This window comes from Nitrosomonas sp. JL21 (assembly GCF_009833095.1).
Classification (GTDB): Bacteria; Pseudomonadota; Gammaproteobacteria; order Burkholderiales; family Nitrosomonadaceae; genus Nitrosomonas.
The window spans coordinates 16,113-33,401 of the sequence record NZ_QRCB01000040.1 but is presented as its reverse complement, the minus strand read 5'-3'; the positions used below and the strand labels follow the sequence as shown (position 1 = coordinate 33,401).

General features: G+C 47.2%; 18 protein-coding genes. 5 read left to right on the top strand and 13 right to left on the bottom strand.

Going from position 1 to position 17,289, the window contains the following annotated elements; translation table 11 throughout:
• The first annotated feature begins 159 nt into the window (after positions 1-159).
• The 4 genes from ABF87_RS11985 (at position 160) to ABF87_RS11970 (ending at position 5,728) form a co-directional block, all read left to right on the top strand.
• Positions 160-879: a cytochrome c4 gene (locus ABF87_RS11985; protein WP_160829356.1), complete on the top strand. Its 720-nt coding sequence runs from the start codon at positions 160-162 to the stop codon at positions 877-879.
• Positions 876-2,156 carry a cytochrome c gene (locus ABF87_RS11980; protein ID WP_160829355.1) on the top strand — a complete coding sequence of 427 codons (1,281 nt, stop codon included), beginning with the start codon at positions 876-878 and terminating at the stop codon, positions 2,154-2,156. Before ABF87_RS11985 ends, ABF87_RS11980 begins: the two co-directional genes overlap by 4 nt.
• 1,027 nt (positions 2,157-3,183) lie before the next feature.
• Positions 3,184-5,256, top strand: coding sequence for an integrin alpha (locus ABF87_RS11975; protein ID WP_345789912.1), 2,073 nt, complete (start codon positions 3,184-3,186; stop codon positions 5,254-5,256).
• Between the two features lie 187 nt (positions 5,257-5,443).
• On the top strand, positions 5,444-5,728 hold the full coding sequence (locus tag ABF87_RS11970) for a response regulator transcription factor (protein WP_160829354.1): 285 nt from the start codon (positions 5,444-5,446) through the stop codon (positions 5,726-5,728).
• Between the two features lie 114 nt (positions 5,729-5,842).
• Here the strand turns inward: ABF87_RS11970 and ABF87_RS11965 are convergent, their stop codons facing one another.
• The 12 genes from ABF87_RS11965 to ABF87_RS11910 form a co-directional block, all read right to left on the bottom strand.
• Positions 5,843-7,207: a hypothetical protein gene (locus ABF87_RS11965; protein WP_160829353.1), complete on the bottom strand. Its 1,365-nt coding sequence runs from the start codon at positions 7,205-7,207 to the stop codon at positions 5,843-5,845.
• 328 nt (positions 7,208-7,535) lie between these two features.
• A complete protein-coding gene (locus ABF87_RS11960) occupies positions 7,536-8,399 on the bottom strand; it encodes an SDR family oxidoreductase (protein ID WP_160829352.1) in 864 nt (287 codons plus the stop codon).
• A gap of 65 nt (positions 8,400-8,464) precedes the next feature.
• On the bottom strand, positions 8,465-8,770 hold the full coding sequence (locus ABF87_RS11955; RefSeq protein WP_160829351.1) for a BON domain-containing protein: 306 nt from the start codon (positions 8,768-8,770) through the stop codon (positions 8,465-8,467).
• Positions 8,767-10,746 carry an AsmA family protein gene (locus tag ABF87_RS11950; RefSeq protein ID WP_160829350.1) on the bottom strand — a complete coding sequence of 660 codons (1,980 nt, stop codon included), beginning with the start codon at positions 10,744-10,746 and terminating at the stop codon, positions 8,767-8,769. The genes ABF87_RS11955 and ABF87_RS11950 overlap by 4 nt, the downstream gene beginning before the upstream one ends.
• A gap of 139 nt (positions 10,747-10,885) precedes the next feature.
• Positions 10,886-11,059 carry a DUF1328 domain-containing protein gene (locus ABF87_RS11945; RefSeq protein ID WP_160829349.1) on the bottom strand — a complete coding sequence of 58 codons (174 nt, stop codon included), beginning with the start codon at positions 11,057-11,059 and terminating at the stop codon, positions 10,886-10,888.
• Positions 11,060-11,119: 60 nt separating this feature from the next.
• Entirely contained in the window at positions 11,120-11,443 is a 324-nt protein-coding gene (gene smbP / locus ABF87_RS11940; RefSeq protein ID WP_160829348.1) for a small metal-binding protein SmbP, read from the bottom strand.
• A gap of 81 nt (positions 11,444-11,524) precedes the next feature.
• The gene (locus ABF87_RS11935) at positions 11,525-11,878 is read right to left on the bottom strand and encodes a hypothetical protein (protein ID WP_160829347.1); all 354 of its coding nucleotides are present in this window, start codon (positions 11,876-11,878) and stop codon (positions 11,525-11,527) included.
• 52 nt (positions 11,879-11,930) lie between these two features.
• On the bottom strand, positions 11,931-12,215 hold the full coding sequence (locus ABF87_RS11930; protein ID WP_160829346.1) for a PepSY-like domain-containing protein: 285 nt from the start codon (positions 12,213-12,215) through the stop codon (positions 11,931-11,933).
• A gap of 31 nt (positions 12,216-12,246) precedes the next feature.
• Positions 12,247-12,447, bottom strand: coding sequence for a hypothetical protein (locus tag ABF87_RS11925; RefSeq protein ID WP_160829345.1), 201 nt, complete (start codon positions 12,445-12,447; stop codon positions 12,247-12,249).
• A gap of 56 nt (positions 12,448-12,503) precedes the next feature.
• Complete coding sequence (locus tag ABF87_RS11920; RefSeq protein WP_160829344.1) at positions 12,504-13,811, bottom strand: hypothetical protein; 1,308 nt, start codon at positions 13,809-13,811, stop codon at positions 12,504-12,506.
• Between the two features lie 152 nt (positions 13,812-13,963).
• The gene (locus tag ABF87_RS11915; RefSeq protein WP_160829343.1) at positions 13,964-14,164 is read right to left on the bottom strand and encodes a CsbD family protein; all 201 of its coding nucleotides are present in this window, start codon (positions 14,162-14,164) and stop codon (positions 13,964-13,966) included.
• 300 nt (positions 14,165-14,464) lie between these two features.
• Complete coding sequence (locus ABF87_RS11910; RefSeq protein WP_160829342.1) at positions 14,465-15,004, bottom strand: hypothetical protein; 540 nt, start codon at positions 15,002-15,004, stop codon at positions 14,465-14,467.
• Between the two features lie 202 nt (positions 15,005-15,206).
• On the opposite strand from ABF87_RS11910, the gene ABF87_RS11905 reads away from it, so the two are divergent.
• Positions 15,207-16,862 carry a hypothetical protein gene (locus ABF87_RS11905; RefSeq protein ID WP_160829341.1) on the top strand — a complete coding sequence of 552 codons (1,656 nt, stop codon included), beginning with the start codon at positions 15,207-15,209 and terminating at the stop codon, positions 16,860-16,862.
• Between the two features lie 279 nt (positions 16,863-17,141).
• On the opposite strand, the gene ABF87_RS11900 is transcribed toward ABF87_RS11905, so the two are convergent.
• Positions 17,142-17,279 carry a hypothetical protein gene (locus ABF87_RS11900; RefSeq protein ID WP_160829340.1) on the bottom strand — a complete coding sequence of 46 codons (138 nt, stop codon included), beginning with the start codon at positions 17,277-17,279 and terminating at the stop codon, positions 17,142-17,144.
• Between the last annotated feature and the right edge of the window lie 10 nt (positions 17,280-17,289).

Here is a 17,289-nt window from a genome sequence, read left to right as displayed (position 1 = left end):
TCGTCGCAACAGGGCTGCGTGGCGCATAAATCTATAATCGCGCGCCGATAGGCACGATAATGATGCGATTTGAATGCATATCTGAGGCAATGGCAGCTTGACTGGTGATCAGTGCTGCCGGTATTTCCAAGATAATTATTTTCAGGGATTCCCATATCAATGAAGTTTCTTGCTTGCGTGTTGTTATCGATGATTTCCGCTCTGGCAAACGCTGTCGAGCCCGACTCGGCTGAAATACCTGATACGTTGGAAGAGCGGGCCAAGCCCTGCATCATCTGCCATAAAGAAGCCGACCGGATAGATCGGGATGCCTATTTTCCCCGTATCGCCGGTAAACCGGCGGGTTATCTTTACAATCAATTGCGTAATTTTCGCGATGGCCGGCGCTTTTATCAACCCATGGCCATCTTGCTGGAGAATATGTCTGATGAGTATATGCAGGAAATTGCCCAATATTTTGCATCCCTGCCATACACCTATCCGACGCCGGTAGCTCAGGCTCTGTCATCCGATGATATTCAGTCAGTTGAAACCTTGGTTAATTCCGGCGACCCAGCGCGAGATCTTCCGGCGTGCAATGCCTGTCATGGAAAAGCACTGATGGGTGTACAACCGTATATTCCGGGTCTGCTGGGCTTGCCTCATGCCTATGTGGCGGCACAGTTCGGCGGTTGGCGCAATGGCGGGATCATGCGCGGTCAGACGCCTGACTGTATGTCGGAAATCGCAAAGAAACTGACTCAGGAAGAGGTCAATGCCCTGGCGATGTGGCTCCCGAGTCAACCTTTATCAGGGGAATCAGCCGGAACGGATGCGCTTGCACCGGAACTGGCGCAGCGTTGCCGGACTATCGTGTCCGGGAAGGATGTGATGCAATGAAACGTTTAGGTGGATCGAGTTTTGGAAGTCAGTGGCACATCATCGTTGCTGTTGCCGTCGGTTTGCTGTCGATAGGACAGGTTGCGGCAGCTCCGACGGTGGCTGATTCAAGCGGTGAGCAGGTTCAGCGCGGAGAGTATCTGGCCCGGGCGGGTAATTGTATGGGCTGCCATACAACGCGCGGAGGGGAACCTTATGCGGGCGGCCGTAAGCTGAATACGCCGTTCGGGCGATTCATCACACCCAATATAACGTCGGATAATGAAACTGGAATCGGTCGCTGGGATCAGGAAGATTTTTGGCAGGCATTGCATTACGGAAAATCGAAGGATGGACGTTACTTGTATCCTGCTTTTCCCTATACCGAATATACCAAAGTCACACGGCCGGACGCCGATGCGATTTTTGCCTATCTGCGTTCCCTGCCTGCCGTTGTACAAGCCAATCCGTCCCACACGCTATATTCACCCTACGATAATCAATGGCTCCTGCGTCTGTGGAGAACGTGGTATTTCAATGAAGGGGTCTATCAGCCGGACAAATCCAAAAGCGATGAATGGAATCGAGGCAATTATCTGGTTCAGGGACTTGGACACTGTAATGCCTGCCACACGTCCCGGAATGTATGGGGCGCGAGCCAGGATGATAAGCTGACTGGCGGTGAGATCATGGGCACTTATTGGTATGCGCCCTCGTTGATATCACCGACAGAAGCCAGTGTGAGTCAATGGTCGATCGAGGATATCGTTGAACTGCTGTCGACGGGCATCAACGGCCATGCCGTGACTTCTGGCCCGATGGCGACGATCGTGCGGCAAAGCCTGCAATATCTATCGAACGAAGATATCCGATCGATGGCGGTTTACCTTCAATCCCTGGGTGAAAAGCAAGACATTGCCAAAACGCCTCGCAAAGCGCCGAAAATGCCGGAACGCGTGCAGAAATATTTAGCGCAGGGAGAAGAAGTCTATCAAAAGCACTGTCAAGATTGCCATGGTAAATCAGGCGAAGGCGTGCCAAAAATTTATCCTCCGTTGGCAGGGAATCGAAGTGTCACCATGAGTTCTCCGTTGAATACCATCCGTAGCGTGCTGTATGGCGGGTATCCTCCTGCTACCGCCGGTAATCCGCGACCGTATGGCATGCCGCCCTATCAGCATCTCATTCACGATAATGAAATTGCCTGGGTAGTGTCCTATATCCGGAATGCGTGGGGGAATGTCGGCAGTCTGGTGAAACCGGAGGATGTCGATAAAAGCCGGGGCAGTGAATTCTGAAAATATAGTCCGACGGCGAATTATTGATCTGCTGGTGTCAACGGCATGAGGAACTTTTGATTCATTGACTGCACCAGCCAATCGCTTCGTTGCGCGGTACTCACTTCTTCGCCTATCTGGTCGATAGGCTTTGGTTGCTGCGTTCCAGGTGCCTATCGCTTCATCTCGTTTGCGTCAGCATGACTACCTTGCGTGCTCAAATAAAAGCTTTGTTCTGAAAACCAATACAAAGAATCAGTGCGAACTGACGAGATTTTGTTAATCACGCCCTTCAATCGGATTTGATTCCTTCAAAAAATCATAAATTATCAACTGAGCACTAATCCATAGGGAAGCTATCTTTCAATAAATTGCCCTATCTCAGTATCATAGCTTCAATCCCTTATCCCTTCATTGCCGTAGCTCTCCATTCACAGTCTTTAAAAATAGCTTTAAGTAAAGTTACTTCAAAATCTCAAAATTGCTTGCCTACAAAGTAAAAATTTTACCTTTTTCGGGACAAATGACTTGACCGTTTTAAGCAGTCAAGCCGTAATGTACTCATTCTGATCGCCGAAAACGCTTTATTGGCGCCATTCTCTACGGTTCTTATATATCTTTTGATTAAAATCAAGGCTTCGGGACAGATACCTTCTAGACGACAGGGTTTTGCGGGTTTAGCATGGAATGGTCGTGGTTGCCGGGCCTTGGTCATTATTCTGCGCCTGCGGCGGTGAGGTTTGAACAGTTATCCGCAAAGCTATTTCTACGGTTGTGCCATCCGGAACGAGCATTGCGGAAATGGGGAGCGCTGAAACCACCGCTTGGAAGAGTTACTGGAATAAAACACGCCTGCGGTGTTGCGAAGCTTGCGTGTTTGCATATGAACACTCTTAGTTGCGCGTCGTGCCCGGGCGCTTGTCGAATCATTGGCGGCAAATAAACGCGGTCATGCCCTGAAAAGTGCTGAAAAAGAGGCAAGCGAAATGAAGTGAAAATCGCAGTTTATGACTAATAAGTGTGTATTTTGATCTAATTTGGAGTCCGCATGGACGAGCGCAGTAATTTTTCAAAACTTTCCAAAGCGGCAGCTACGACTCATGCACGTCATTATTTTTATTCCTTTATGGAGGGTAATAACATGGCAACGAATATTATTAATTTATCGAGTCTCGACGGCAGTAATGGGTTTCGGATGGATGGGGTGGCTGCTTATGATCTGTCGGGTTTTTCACTTCGTAATGCTGGAGATGTCAATGGCGATGGGTTTGATGATGTGGTTGTTGGTGCTCCTCAAGCTGATCCGAATGGTAGTTATTCCGGTTCAAGTTATGTGGTGTTTGGTAAGGCTAGCGGTTTTGCAGCCACGTTAAACTTGTCCGGCCTTGATGGTAGTAACGGTTTTCGTCTGGATGGGATGGCGGCAGATGATTTTGCTGGCAATTCAGTCAACAGGGCGGGCGATGTCAACGGTGATGGGTTCGGTGATCTGTTGATTGGGGCTATGTTAGCCAGCCCAAACGGAGCTTATGCAGCCGGTTCCAGTTACGTAGTATTTGGCAAGGCATCCGGTTTTGATGCTGTAGCGGATTTGTCCAGTCTTGATGGAAGTAATGGGTTCGAAATGGATGGGGTAGCGAATGGAGATCTATCCGGCCAATCGATCAGCAATGCCGGAGATGTCAATGGCGATGGGTTTGATGATGTGGTTGTTGGTGCTCTTCAAGCTGATCCGAATGGTAGTTATTCCGGTTCAAGTTATGTGGTGTTTGGTAAGGCTAGCGGTTTTGCAGCCACGTTAAACTTGTCCGACCTTGATGGTAGTAACGGTTTTCGTCTGGATGGGATGGCGGCATATGATGTTGCTGGCATTTCAGTCAACAGGGCGGGCGATGTCAACGGTGATGGATTTAGTGATGTGATTGTTGGGGCTCATGAAGCTGATCCAAACGGCAGTGGATCTGGTTCTAGTTATGTGGTGTTTGGCAAGGCTGATGGTTTTAACGCAACATTGGATTTGTCCAGTCTCGATGGTTCCAATGGTTTTCGGTTGGATGGGGTAGCGGCGTATGATTTTTCGGGTTTTTCGGTGAGTAGCGCTGGCGATGTCAATGGTGATGGACTTGCTGATCTGATTCTCGGTTCTTTAAGCAATTCTAGTTATGTGGTGTTTAGCAAGGCATCGGGTTTTGGCGCAACATTCGATTTGTCAAGCCTTGATGGCAGTAATGGGTTCAGGATAGATGGAGCGGCGGCTGGTGATTTGCTGGGTTTATCGGTGAGTAATGCTGGCGATGTCAATGGCGATGGTCTCGCTGATTTATTGGTTAGTGCTCCAAATTCTAGTCCGAATGGCAATGCCTACGCTGGCTCTAGTTTTGTGATATTTGGTAAAGCTGCTCGTTTTGACGCTACTTTTGATATCTCAACTCTTAGCAGCAATGACGGTTTGCGGCTGGATGGAGTGAAAGCGGGGGATGTGTTAGGAAATTCGGTTAGCGGAGCAGGAGATATCAATGGGGATGGTTTTGCTGATTTAGTTGTTGGCGCTCCTCAAGCTGACCCGAACGGCGAAGCCTCAGGTTCATCTTACGTCATCTTCGGCAGCAACTTCAACGGCAAAGTGACGGACATGGGCACGGCGAAAGCAGACAAGCTCAAGGGTGGTAAAGGGATAGATTGCATGGTCGCTGGGGATGGCGACGATACGTTGATTGGTCGCGGCGGAAAGGATGTTTTTCATGCCGGCGCGGGCGATGACACGATTGAAATTCGCGATACCAAGTTTCAATTGGCCGATGGCGGCGCTGGCCTGGATACATTGAAACTGGACGATAGTCACTTGAACCTGAATCTGACCAAAGAGCGCGGGCATATCAGCGATATCGAAGCCATCGACTTGAAGGGCAACGGTTCCAATAAGCTGACCTTGACTGCGCTGGATGTGCTTAATCTGTCAAGCACCAGCAACACGCTGATTGTCGATGGCAATCGAAATGATCGCGTCGTTGCACACGACAGCGGCTGGGAAGATGACGGCATTTCTCATGGCTATCATACCTTCACGAATGGCGAAGCTACGCTGTTGATCGGCGTTCATGTGACGGCGGATTTCGCCTGAGGAATTGAGTTGTCTATCATTTCAGTGCCATGAGTTTCTGAGATCATGCATTTACTCATGGTGCTGAAAATGATAGATAACAAAATCGATTGGGTATCCATAGCCTAAGATTGTAGTAGGGCTGATCAGAAAGTTTGGGCCTGTGTCAGTTTCTTTCTTGGCACTGTAAGGCACAGAAGGAGAATGTATGAATGCAAATTCTCACGACGTAAATCACTGTCAATGCGAGCGGCTCGCACCTGCGTTAAATCGGCTATTGGAGAGCTGCATTGAAATCAAGACGACCAATACCAAAATCCTGGCCGAGCGCCTCTGCCGTTCTCCTGCAACCATACGCACTCAATTTCAACGGATCCTTATCTTGATGGATGTCCATTGCCGGTATGAAGCATTGCGCAAAGCGGAAGAAAAGGGGTGGGTTCGGTGCAGATGCCGGCAATCCGGTGAGTCTGGTTATGTCGGCAAGGATTAGTAAGTCCAGATAAAGGAATCCAAAATGCGAAAGGATAATGAATGACTACAAGCAGTGCCGGTTTTGCCCGCACTGCTTGTTTTTTCTCATGATCTGCGAATTGAATTTCAAATGTTAATGGTGTCCCTGGCCTATACGTTCCAGCAAGAATTCAAAACTAAGTATATTTCCATGGTTGTTTATACCTTGAAGGAAGGAAAAGGGGAAAGAAAGATCGGGAGGCATACCGGTTACCAAATCGGCTATATTCAACCGTACACCCGGTTTGGGCACAAGATAGCTATTATCGCGCTCGTTAGGTGGATTTGTTACCAGCGTAATCACGATTGTGTTGTTGTCGTTGAACTTCAATCGATTGCTGATAGTGGGGAATTCGGGGGTTCCTTCGACAAAATAGGTATGGAATTTCCCTTTTGCATCCCAGACGCCGATGCGTTCGATGCCTCCGCCAATGAAAGAATATCCCAGCACATCCCCTCGGTTGTTGATTCCCACCGCCCAGGAATGCGGCTCTGTAGGCTGCGGCTCGAGTATTGTAACCACTTTGGTGCGTGGATCGAAACGAATGCCGCGATCAACACGACCATCGATAGAGGTAATGCCGACAATAATCCCTTGATTGTTCATACCACTAACAGAAACAGGCGGGATATCCGGCCCAAAATCCAGTAGAGTGACGCGACCGTTTTTGTAGAGTGCCAGCCTTTCATTGAAGTTTTCATCCAAAGAAGAAATGATTGCAACACCCGGGTCATTGAGGAGAATCACCTGGCTGGAGATTTCACCAGGCAAGCGTGGAATCAGGTGAATTTTTTTACCATAAAACAAGGCGGCCTGAGTAAAGAAATTCTCAGAATCAGTGATAATGTAGCCACCGAGCGTACCGCGTGCATTAGCTACATTGACGTTAAATCCTTTCGAGTTTTTTAGGATAGTCACAGCCTCGTCTTTGAACACCGCAGCGTAGGCTGTAAAAAAAGGTGGGCCATCAAAGAATTCGGTAAAAGCTATACCATATACCCTGTCATCATTTTTTAACGAAACAGGGGCAAAGAGCAATATTTCGGGCGGCATTGCTTGCAAAAATCCATTATAGCTATACTGAGGTGCTTTATGTTTTGCAGAGCCGCCAGCGCTTTTTTCAAGGGATGAGCCTATTTTGCCTGGCTCTTCCAGCGGTTGGTATTTATCAGGATACTTTTCGGCCAGTTTGGCATAGGCTGCGGCAGGAATATTTTTTAGTTGTCCACTTAGGCACGGATCGGCCGTTCTGGCACCTTGCAGCCGTTGCGCTTGCATTGATTCCATGATGTTTTTCCGGTCGAGTTGATCACTTCTGACGAATCTCTTCGAACCTTGCTCCCTGGCAATACACCCCATTTCACTGCCCGGGTCTGCCAGCGCCATTTGAAACGGGAAAAGGCATATTGCCATTGCTGCCATGACAGTTGCGGTAAATCCTTTCTTGATATTATTCATGATAATTTCCTCATTTTTAATGATCATTCAGACATGATGACTTCTGCTGCGGTAACGCCAATGAAAATCGAATCGAATGATTGACCACTATTTCATTGATCTTCGCATGGATCATGCTAAGAAAATCACTCTGCGGGGACAATACTGCAAATGCATACATTTTCGTGGAAGTGCTGGAATTCCGGCATTACGAGCATCGGAAAGTCCAAAGTGTCAATGGCGGAGTAAAAAGGTACCAAATAGCGCGCGAAGAGTGTACCAATTAGGTTAATAAAAAAGAGGGTGTTGACCTCTGGTTCTGCACTCCGCAGGAAGTTTTTCTGTCCATTTAACCATTGATGACTTCCCCGCCGTTCGGGTGCAATACTTGGCCTGTCATATAGCTGGCATCTTCAGAAGCCAGGAACAAAAAGCACGGGGCCACTTCATTGGGCATGCCAGCCCGTTTCATCGGCGAATCGCTGCCAAAGGCCGCTACTTTTTCCGGATCGAACGATGAGGCAATCAACGGCGTCCAGATTGGGCCGGGGGCGACTGCGTTGACGCGTATGCCCTTATCGATCAGATTGAGCGCCAGACTGCGGGTGAATGTGACAATGGCGCCTTTGGTCGATGAATAATCGATCAAATGAGGACTGCCGCGATAAGCGGTCACGGAAGTGGTGTTAATGATGCAACTGCCTTTTTTTAAATGAGGCAGGGCGTATTTGGAGAGCCAGAAGCAGGAGAAGAAATTCGAGCTGAAGGTAGTCATCAATTGCTCGGTCGAGATATCCGAGAGCGACTCGGCTTCCCAATGCAGCGCGGCGTTATTGATGAGAATGTCCAACTGACCGAAGTGCTCGATGGTTTTCTCGATGGCAGTCTTACAGTTTGCTTCTTCACTCAGGTCTGCTTTGATCAGCAGACAGGACTTTCCAAATGCTTCGATTTCTTGTTTGGTCTTCGCAGCATCGTCGGTCTCGCTTAAATAGGCAATGGCAATGTCGGCGCCTTCCTTGGCAAACAAAAGCGATGCTGCTTTACCGATACCGCTATCGCCGCCGGTGATCAAGCATACTTTACCGGCGAGTTTTCCTGATGGGGCGTAGTGTTTGGGTTTGGTCTCGGCAGGTGGATTGAGTTCATCTTCCGAACCAGGCCGGCTCTGATGTTGTTGAGGGCGGACTTGCTTTTTGGGGTTCTTTTCCATGGCACGATATCCTTTCTCAATTTAGAAGATGGATGGCAAGGGCGTGATCATCTCGTCATAACCCATCACTTGACGACGATTTTATTGTCGACCTTCTTTACATCAGGGTTCTGCTGGGTGATGGTCGAGGCGAGTTTGCGTTGTTGTTCATTGTCAACGAAACCGCTCAGTACGATTAGGCCATCCGTAGCTTTGACTTGAATGGCTGCGGCATTCAAATTCTTATTTTCGATGAGCTTGGCGCGGATATTCATCGCCAGCACCGAGTCCGGGTCTGATTCTTCTTTCTGACGGAAAGGAGACGAGGAAGAGCACGCCACCAGGAATACGACTGGAATTAAAAAGTTAATGATCAATCGATGATTCTTCATTTTTTAGTTTCCTTTTTATTTTTTTCTTTATTTTCTTGAGCTGTATCCTTCTTCACATGTTTTTCCAGCGTAGCGCAATGGGCATTGATGGGACGTTTACCGTCATTTTCTTTCTGCATCAGCGCATACAGACTAACCACGGGAGCGGAAGGTAATAACGCCAGAGAAACTGCGCCGCGTATGAGGGCGGTGGCGCCAGGCGTGAAGGTGGGTTTCTTGAAGGTGCCTTCGATGTGTAGTGGCGCGCGTGCAGAAAATACGCTTAAATCTTTAGGATGAGGATCGATGACCATATCGAGTTGTTCCTGCTTGAGATTGATTGAACCCGATCCCAGGAAAATCGTATCGTCGGTATCGATGATCAATTTACTGATCGTGATGAGGCCATTCTTGGTGGGAAGATCCAGAAAAGCACAATTGATTTCGGTATTGCTTTCCTTGTCGAACAAGGCTACCAGTGCTTCGCCCAAGTCCAATCCGGAAAGCTCCACCAGCAGGTCGTCCAATTTGCCGCCTGTCATCAGCATTAGCATGCCGCCATCGGCGGAGGAAAACATGTCTGCGAGTGAATTTCCTTTCAGCCAATAAATCGCTTTGCCCCCAATGATTCCTGCGCTCTCGGATGAAATGTCCCAGCGCTTCAGTATTTCTTTCAGGCGGAGGTGGTGTATTTCGGTGTCGATTTTAGTTTGTACGGGTTTGGCGTTCGCATCGATCTCGACACGAGAAATGACTTTGCCGTGAGCCACGCCAAAATCCAGTGGTGAAAGCGTTAAACGGCCATTTTGGACGATCAAGTGCGTCGTGAGGTTATCGATCGGCAAATCTGTTTGAATGGCCGAACTGGTAAGCTTGATATCAACGTGAATATTTTCCAGTTTTTTGAAATCAATGGGTTTGGTCGGCAACGAGAATTCGCTGACTGCTTGTTTCTTGGCTTCACGCTTTTGAGCGGCAGATGCCGTTTCTCCGGGGCCAGTATCCGGCGCAATGCCAAGCATCGGCCCGAAATCATCCAGATCGATTTTTTTTGACAGGAGATCGGCTTTTACGAAAGGTTGTGTTCCCGATAAATCAATACTGATTTTGCCCTTCAGATCGCTGTCGCCAATTTTTCCGATGAGATTTTTGATTTCCCATTCTTTTTCCCGATCGCTGACATTACCCTTCATGTGATAAGGCGGCAGGTTAGGTAACGGGATTCCGCTGATCTTGGATAAATGAGCGGGGTTGGATCCGCGCACCGAGAATTCCAGATTCATGTCCTTCAATTTCAACGGCTGGCGTGCGGTACCCGCCGCTTTAATGATTGTGCTGCCTGCCTGTAAGGCGGCCGAGAGCGGGAATTCTTGTTTGGCTTCTCTCAATGCTACTAAAGGGCCCGAGTTAATGGTTAGATTGAATTGATCCCCTTTGATGGTTCCAGTCGCTTTGACATGAAGATTGTCGGCACCATGTTGTAATGTTTCTCGAGTGTCGATACGAGCTTCTATCGCGGTATCTTTTTCATCTTTGAACAGCGCCGTACCTTGCTCGATTCTTAAACGCTCAACGTCTACCGGCATGATGTCTTTTTCGAATTCTTGATTCATGAACGGAAAGGTCCAGTTGTTTTCCGTAGCGGAATATTTCTCCAACACCAGTTTGGGATGGATGAGCGCAATATCAGCAATAACGATATGGCCCTTCAAAATCTCCAGCACATCAAGACTCATTCCCAGTTCATCGATTTCCGCCATATAGGGCGATGGGCTGGACGGCACATTGGCCAACGTGATGCGCTGGATCCGGATGCGCGGAACCATGGACCAATCGATCGTCAAATCGCCGTTTATAGTCAGTGTGCGGTCGATGCGCTCGCTGATTTGCTGGGCCAGCAGATCGCGCGACCATTTGGATGTGAGCAGATAATGGCCGCCGATCAGTATGAGCGTGCCGATCATCAAAATAATTACGATAAATTTGAGAATCTTCATAACACATGGCTATCGATCGTCAGCAATGACTCCGAACCGAGAAGTCAGATTCGTCGTAAAACCAGGATGCGCGAAGAACGATGCCGCGACCTCGACATCTTCAAGAATGACCCCCGGCTAATCTGAATTGCCGGTTTGCTTATGATTCGTGCGGGGGTGATCGTCGTGCGACAAAGAAAAAAAAGATGCCCATTACCAACCCCAACCAGAAAGCGATCCAGGCAATTTCAGTTGCGGTTCCGGCCACGCCCGTCAAGCCTAGCGCCCCGGCCACGAGCCCAATGATCAAAAATATGAATGCCCAATAAAACATTCCATTCTCCTTATACAAAATTTACCGGCTAGTTCGAGCTCATACGTGCAATGCAGCCTTTTATTGAGCTGCTCGCGTGAAATGATCAAGCGCATCTTTGGATGCTGTGCGTGCCGCTTCGACATTACCGGCCTTGGCCTCTTTGATGGCGTTGTCCAGACATTGCAGGCCCTGTTCCCGATGTTTGCCATCCACTTTTTCAGCGCTTGCCAATGATGCTTGTTGTTTTGCTTCTTCGGCTTTTTCGATAAGCGTTTTTCCATCCCGTGCATATAACGCTGCTTCAGAATATTGCATGGCTTGGTCCAGATGGCTGCGAGTACCTGCTACCGCATTGGCGGTCAAAACGGTCAACGCCAGTATGCCCCATAACATGATGTTCATTGTTTTTGCTCCTCTGAGTAAATTCATTTGATGCCGGCCCAATTTAGCAGACCGGCATCAGCAGTGAAATCGGAAAGGGTGTTATTGTTTTTTTGCACCTGAATATGCATTTGGAATTTGTTTCTCGGTTTTGTCGCTGTTACCCGGAGATGATGCATTGGTGGCTTCATCATTTTGGGCTCGGTCGGATAACGTTTTAATCTCGCCGGGATCTCGATCCCGTGGTCCCGATGGATCAGTTCCTCCTTCCGTATTGCCGAGTGTCTTATTTTCACCTTGTGCCTGATCCGCTTTGCCTATACCTACACCTTCATCTTTCATCTCCTTGCCCTGGGGCTGGGCCGCTAGTATTGGGGTGCTGGACAATAAGAATATTCCGAGGATTCCGATGGATATCATAAGATTTTGCCAAGAATTGGTTTTGGTGGTATTCATTTTCATTTCTCCTTTTTACGATTAAAAACACAGCAATGTATTCTGCCTTTCGTTAATCTTTATCGAGTGAAATCAATGTCCCGTTTTCATCGACTTTGAATTCGAATTCCTTGCCATCCGGTTTCTTTACTTCGACTTCATAGACGGTGAGCTTTCCGTCCGATTTTTCTTGTTCAATGCTGTCAATTTTTCCGCCTTGGGCGTGCTGATTGATAGCGTCCTGTACTTTTGGCGGCAGCGATGACAGTTCCACGTCTTTGTCGAACATGCCCGCCCAGCTCAAAGAATTTACAGAAAGAACCAGGACTGATCCTAAAATCATTGATCGAATTTTCATAGGTATCTCCATTGTGTATTGATACGATAGGTTATTGATAATCTACCCAGGCGTACGCCGCTTCTTCGGCGTCTGCAAGCGCTTCTTCTTCACTCCCCGCGGAATCAGAAAAGCTTTCATACACGACGATGCCTTCGTCATCCATGATGCGGTAACGTCCGTTCCAATCACCGCTTACGCTATCGAGTTCACTACTGACAAGGATGCTGTAGTTTTTGTACTGTATAGCCATATTGATTTCCTTAAACGTTATCCATCAGTTTATTAGTGCCTGAATCCAAAGTGCGCTTAGTATTTTTTATCCGAAGAGGTTGAGCCGGCGGCATCGAGCAGATTGGGCGACCTCATAGCCAATTGCGCACCGCAGATGCAAGCCAGCAGACCAATCAGATAGCTTAAAAAGATGATCCACAGCAAACCTGCAGCGTAATCTTTCGCCTCGTTCATTTTTTTCTCCAATTCCTCGGTTGCTTGCTCGAAGTTTTGTTGGGCAGCCTGGATCAGTTTGTCGACTTCGGCTTCATCGATATCGAAATGACTGGTGATGATGCCCTTGGCTCTTTTTTCATCGCCTTGAATCAGCGCCAGCGCAACAGCCATCAGAACCTGAGGATCGATTTTTTTGATCGCGCGATCAACTGAGCGCCCATTTGAGGAATGATGACTTGATTGAGAATATGATTTGGAAGCTGAATGCGAACCTGATTTTTCTGTCGAGCCTTCCTTGGATTCTCGTGAATAGTTTTCGGCCCGAGCAGGCGACTGGCCTTCGCGGCCTTCTCTAGCTTCGTCATCGGTATCGTCATCGGTTTTGGCAGATTTTTCATCATCGCTGTCACCATTATCGCGATTGTTTGAAGCATCATCTGAGCTGGCGGATGTAGACTGGATCTCATCGTTGCTTGCTTTATAGGAAGCTGACGATTGAGAGGAATTCTGATCTTTGGATTGATGTTGGCCTGATTCATTCGACCTGCTTTGCGTACCGTTTTTTGCGCCGGAATCTTCTTCGGAATCTTTTGCGGCTTGTTTGGCTTTTTCGAGCGCCTTGTTAAGGTCTTGTTTCAATGAACCGGTCAATGGGTGCAAAAATGACCCTAATTGCGAAGAGTCAATGCCCTTGTGACCGCCAGTCATTCCGCCTGCCATCATGGACACTGCTTGAGCGCCGGTCGAGGTAACCGATTTGGCGGCTCCAGCGGCAGAATTCATGATCCCTGACACGCCAATAGCGCTGAATATGATGCCTATGATGATCGTGCACGACCAAAGGAGGACGCCATGCAGGAGTTCGGTCGATTTGTCCGTTCTTCCCGAAACCTTGCCGGCGAGAAATCCTCCTAAGAAATAGGTGGCTACGACCGTCGCCAAGATCCACACGGTTGCTGCCGTGCCCAATGCAGCGGTTTTTGACGATCCGTCATCGTCATGCAGACCATGAACATCTACTATGCTGAGTCCAATCGCCGAGCCCAGGGTGAACAGCAACCATCCCAATGCAAGGATGAAAACGAGGCCAGATAATATTGAACCCCAATTAATCGTCAGTCCCGGCTGAGCATAACTGACAGGTAACGCATCTTTATTGCTAGACATACCATTTTCCTTCCGTATTTGCTTCTTCAGTCTTCATGGGTATGCAATGAACCTGCGCTGAAATGGCGAAGCTTTTTATACTTAATCAAAAAGTTAAATTATTTTCTTGATGAGAATGAACTTCAGTCCTCAACGCTCGACGGCAGTTTTCATCATCTGCAGCTTTTCAAGAAATCATCTACTTGTTTTTGCGCTTCTTCTTTGGAAATACCGTAGCGGGCCTGTACTTTGCCTACGAGTTCTTCACGTTGGCCGTCGATGACGTCGAGATCATCATTGGTTAATTTGCCCCATTGCTGTTGAATATTTCCGGTCATTTGTTTCCAATTACCTGCGATTTCGTCCCAGTTCATGTGATTCTCCTTGTAGGGTTTGAGCGGTTGAGTTGTGAATTAAGGGTTATTACGATCAACTCTGCTGCGATAGTGTTTGTACTGCTGATATATTTGTTTGAAACAGATCGATGGAGATTGGCTGTGCCGGTTAACATCCCCGCACTCATCCCACTGATGCAAGTGCCTGCTGAATCAAAAATAAACAAATTACTTTCTCATCTTGCAAAGCAGTATGAAGTCTTATAAATAGGGCGTCTGTACGGAACCGAACTTTGGTTGTGGTGTTGAGATGAGGTTATTTATTGAATAATCAGGTCATTAGCCGCGATGGTTTTTGCGGCCATTGATGATACGTACCGCATACGCATAATGCTCATCACTCTCCAAAATGAAATTGCCATCAAATAGGATACCTTTTTTATTCTTTAAGTCATTGAAAGAAATACGTAAACATTCTTTGATCGAAGAATTGATGTTTTTGCTGAGGATGGTCAGATACATACAGATGTAACCAATGTTCAGTTCGAAATTCTTTTTCTGCAGGATATCCGACGACAATTGCCCCAGATATTTTGATAAGCTGATGAGCGTGAAAATAGGGTCTTTGACCCGCTCATCATCAATGGGCGTAACGAGATCGATGCATTTGTACAGCGTAAGATATTCTTTTTGGCAAAGTATGATGAGTTCCACTAAGGTATTGCCAATATATTTTCTGCAATCAGCGCCTGTGAGAATCGAGTCTGACAGTTTCCCAAATTCAGCCGTTAAGTGCAGTGCGAGCGTTTGAGTCGTCGTTCCGCGTATCAAATTTCTTTCTTCCGCCCACGCAACGACGGTCGGTATTAAAACTTCCATGGGTTTAAATAAAATTTGGAATAATAGCGAGGGAGTGAAGAAAAATCGGTGCGGTTTCCCACACAATCGAGCTGTGCTCTAGGCGGAGTGGGATGTTGCAAGCGGTGGGTTGCTCATCTCTCCATGTTCCATAGCGCACAGAGCAATTTCATGCCGATGTGGCATATTGATAAAAATTTCAGGGAAATAGCGCGAATCCACTATGAACATATCCCCTATGTTTTTTCTTAAGGTTTTTATTTTTTGCCTCTTCGAGATTTTCTCTTTCAATAGCCAAGCCTATCAAACTGTTCAGTTATCCACCTCCAATCATAGAGAAACAACCGCAGACCCAACAGCGGTTAAATTGAATGACATCCTGAAGAGCATCCATGCGCATCGGAAAGAAATCGAAGAAAAACTGCAATTATTGAGTGAAGCAAAAACTGAGCAAGAGAAGGAAAAAATCCAGTCGGGGATCGATACGATTCAGCAATCCATAGAAGCTCAGGAGAATTCATTTGAAATGATACTTACTGCCGGCATCGAGTTGAGCGACGATGAAACTTCGGCATCGAATGAATTCGATTGGCAAAAGGATTTGATAGAGATCTTGCAACCTTTCCTGCGCGAGCTTCATAAATTGACCGAAAACAAGCGCAAATTAGATCATCTGAATTACCGGATAACGTTTCATCAATTACAGATACAAAAAATTAACGAAGCGCTGAAACATATCACCATCATCAATACTGATCACTTGAGTAAGGCAGCGCTGCAGAATTTTGAGCACATCCGGCAGAAATGGCACGATCAATTGAAGGAGAGCACTCATCTTTTCGAGGTGGCTCAACTACAGCGCAATGAAATGATCGAGTTCAAGACCAGTCAGGAAAATTCGCTGATGGATTTCTTTGAGGAATTCTCAGCAGGGCGAGGCGCTACTTTGTTTTTAGCGTTGATGGCTTTCGGCGGTGTTTATTTCATCATGATGCTGTTTATGAGGTTTTGTAGCTGGATCTTGAATCGCCGCTGGAAGACAAGGAGCTATTATCAGCGTGTCGTGACCGTGGTGTATCACCTGTTGATGGGAATCGTCGCGATAGCGGCCTTTTTTTATGTTCTCGAAGTGCGGGATGATGCGGTGCTTACCGGCATTACCGTGTTACTTCTAATTACGGTGGTATGGGTGCTCAAGAATTCGATCTCGACCTTCATCGATGAATTAAGATTACTGCTGAATACAGGTTCCGCAAGAGAAGGGGAATGCATCATCTATAACGGCATTCCGATGCAGATAGAATCCTTGCACTACTATACCAAACTTAGCAATCCATTCTTGCCGGACTTGAAATTGAGGCTGACATTGTCCGAATTGACCAAGTATGTTTCCCGTCCGGTCTTGCCGGATGAACCCTGGTTTCCGTGCAGGAAAGGAGATTATGTGATGATGTATGGCGATATCTATGGAAAGGTGAAGCATATTACGCTCGAGAATATTGTCTTGTCATTGCCTGATGGAACTATGCCGATCACTTATAACATCGAAGATTTTTTTTATGCCAACCCGAGAAATTTTTCCTATGGCTTCAATGTGACGACTGAATTCAGCATGGATACTCAACAATTGGAAATCAGCCGAACCGAAATTCCCAGTATCATGTCAGAGGCAATTCGGGAGGGGCTTGAGAAAGAAATCTATGGCCACTCATTGAAGGATGTGTCAGTCCACTTGGTAAAAATCGAATCGTCGTTTTTGGAATATCAAATCATCGCCAATTTTGATGGGGTTGCGGCAGGTGAATTGTATGCCATTCAAAGAGATATCCAGAGATATGCGATCGATATTTCAGAAAGAAAGAAATGGTTGGGGTCTTAGGGGGCTTTCAAGGAGGTGTTGCTATGCAGTTTTTCTGTATTGAAGAACTACTCTGCGCAGACTTTGATTACACAATTTAAATTCGATATTGCTGGGATGAAGTATTTATTTGTATGGTAGCGAACTGACGCTGATTCTTAAAAGAAAAATAATATTGATTTTCGAGGAGTTTCGCGATGACGACGTTACATTCAAGTTCTATGCCATTCGAAATAAGCTGCTCTGCTCCGGTGCCCATACCGCCGGAGAGAATACCTCCGCAAGAGAAACCGCCAGAAATTATTTCTCCCGAGCAGGTTCCCCCTGTAACTCTACCTCCTCAGGTGATTCCGCCCGATCGAATTCCTCCTGATAACGACTCGCCTGATTCGCTTCCGCAAAAGTAAGTTTTTGGGTATAGGTTGCATACCCATCCATGGCTTAATTC

Excerpts from the sequence above, each read along its gene's own strand:
- ABF87_RS11985 (WP_160829356.1), top strand. The coding sequence starts at position 160 with ATGAAGTTTCTTGCTTGCGTGTTGTTATCGATGATTTCCGCTCTGGCA.
- ABF87_RS11980 (WP_160829355.1), top strand. The coding sequence starts at position 876 with ATGAAACGTTTAGGTGGATCGAGTTTTGGAAGTCAGTGGCACATCATC.
- ABF87_RS11975 (WP_345789912.1), top strand. The coding sequence starts at position 3,184 with ATGGACGAGCGCAGTAATTTTTCAAAACTTTCCAAAGCGGCAGCTACG.
- ABF87_RS11970 (WP_160829354.1), top strand. The coding sequence starts at position 5,444 with ATGAATGCAAATTCTCACGACGTAAATCACTGTCAATGCGAGCGGCTC.
- ABF87_RS11965 (WP_160829353.1), bottom strand. The coding sequence starts at position 7,207 with ATGAATAATATCAAGAAAGGATTTACCGCAACTGTCATGGCAGCAATG.
- ABF87_RS11960 (WP_160829352.1), bottom strand. The coding sequence starts at position 8,399 with ATGGAAAAGAACCCCAAAAAGCAAGTCCGCCCTCAACAACATCAGAGC.
- ABF87_RS11955 (WP_160829351.1), bottom strand. The coding sequence starts at position 8,770 with ATGAAGAATCATCGATTGATCATTAACTTTTTAATTCCAGTCGTATTC.
- ABF87_RS11950 (WP_160829350.1), bottom strand. The coding sequence starts at position 10,746 with ATGAAGATTCTCAAATTTATCGTAATTATTTTGATGATCGGCACGCTC.
- ABF87_RS11945 (WP_160829349.1), bottom strand. The coding sequence starts at position 11,059 with ATGTTTTATTGGGCATTCATATTTTTGATCATTGGGCTCGTGGCCGGG.
- smbP (WP_160829348.1), bottom strand. The coding sequence starts at position 11,443 with ATGAACATCATGTTATGGGGCATACTGGCGTTGACCGTTTTGACCGCC.
- ABF87_RS11935 (WP_160829347.1), bottom strand. The coding sequence starts at position 11,878 with ATGAATACCACCAAAACCAATTCTTGGCAAAATCTTATGATATCCATC.
- ABF87_RS11930 (WP_160829346.1), bottom strand. The coding sequence starts at position 12,215 with ATGAAAATTCGATCAATGATTTTAGGATCAGTCCTGGTTCTTTCTGTA.
- ABF87_RS11925 (WP_160829345.1), bottom strand. The coding sequence starts at position 12,447 with ATGGCTATACAGTACAAAAACTACAGCATCCTTGTCAGTAGTGAACTC.
- ABF87_RS11920 (WP_160829344.1), bottom strand. The coding sequence starts at position 13,811 with ATGTCTAGCAATAAAGATGCGTTACCTGTCAGTTATGCTCAGCCGGGA.
- ABF87_RS11915 (WP_160829343.1), bottom strand. The coding sequence starts at position 14,164 with ATGAACTGGGACGAAATCGCAGGTAATTGGAAACAAATGACCGGAAAT.
- ABF87_RS11910 (WP_160829342.1), bottom strand. The coding sequence starts at position 15,004 with ATGGAAGTTTTAATACCGACCGTCGTTGCGTGGGCGGAAGAAAGAAAT.
- ABF87_RS11905 (WP_160829341.1), top strand. The coding sequence starts at position 15,207 with ATGAACATATCCCCTATGTTTTTTCTTAAGGTTTTTATTTTTTGCCTC.
- ABF87_RS11900 (WP_160829340.1), bottom strand. The coding sequence starts at position 17,279 with ATGGATGGGTATGCAACCTATACCCAAAAACTTACTTTTGCGGAAGCG.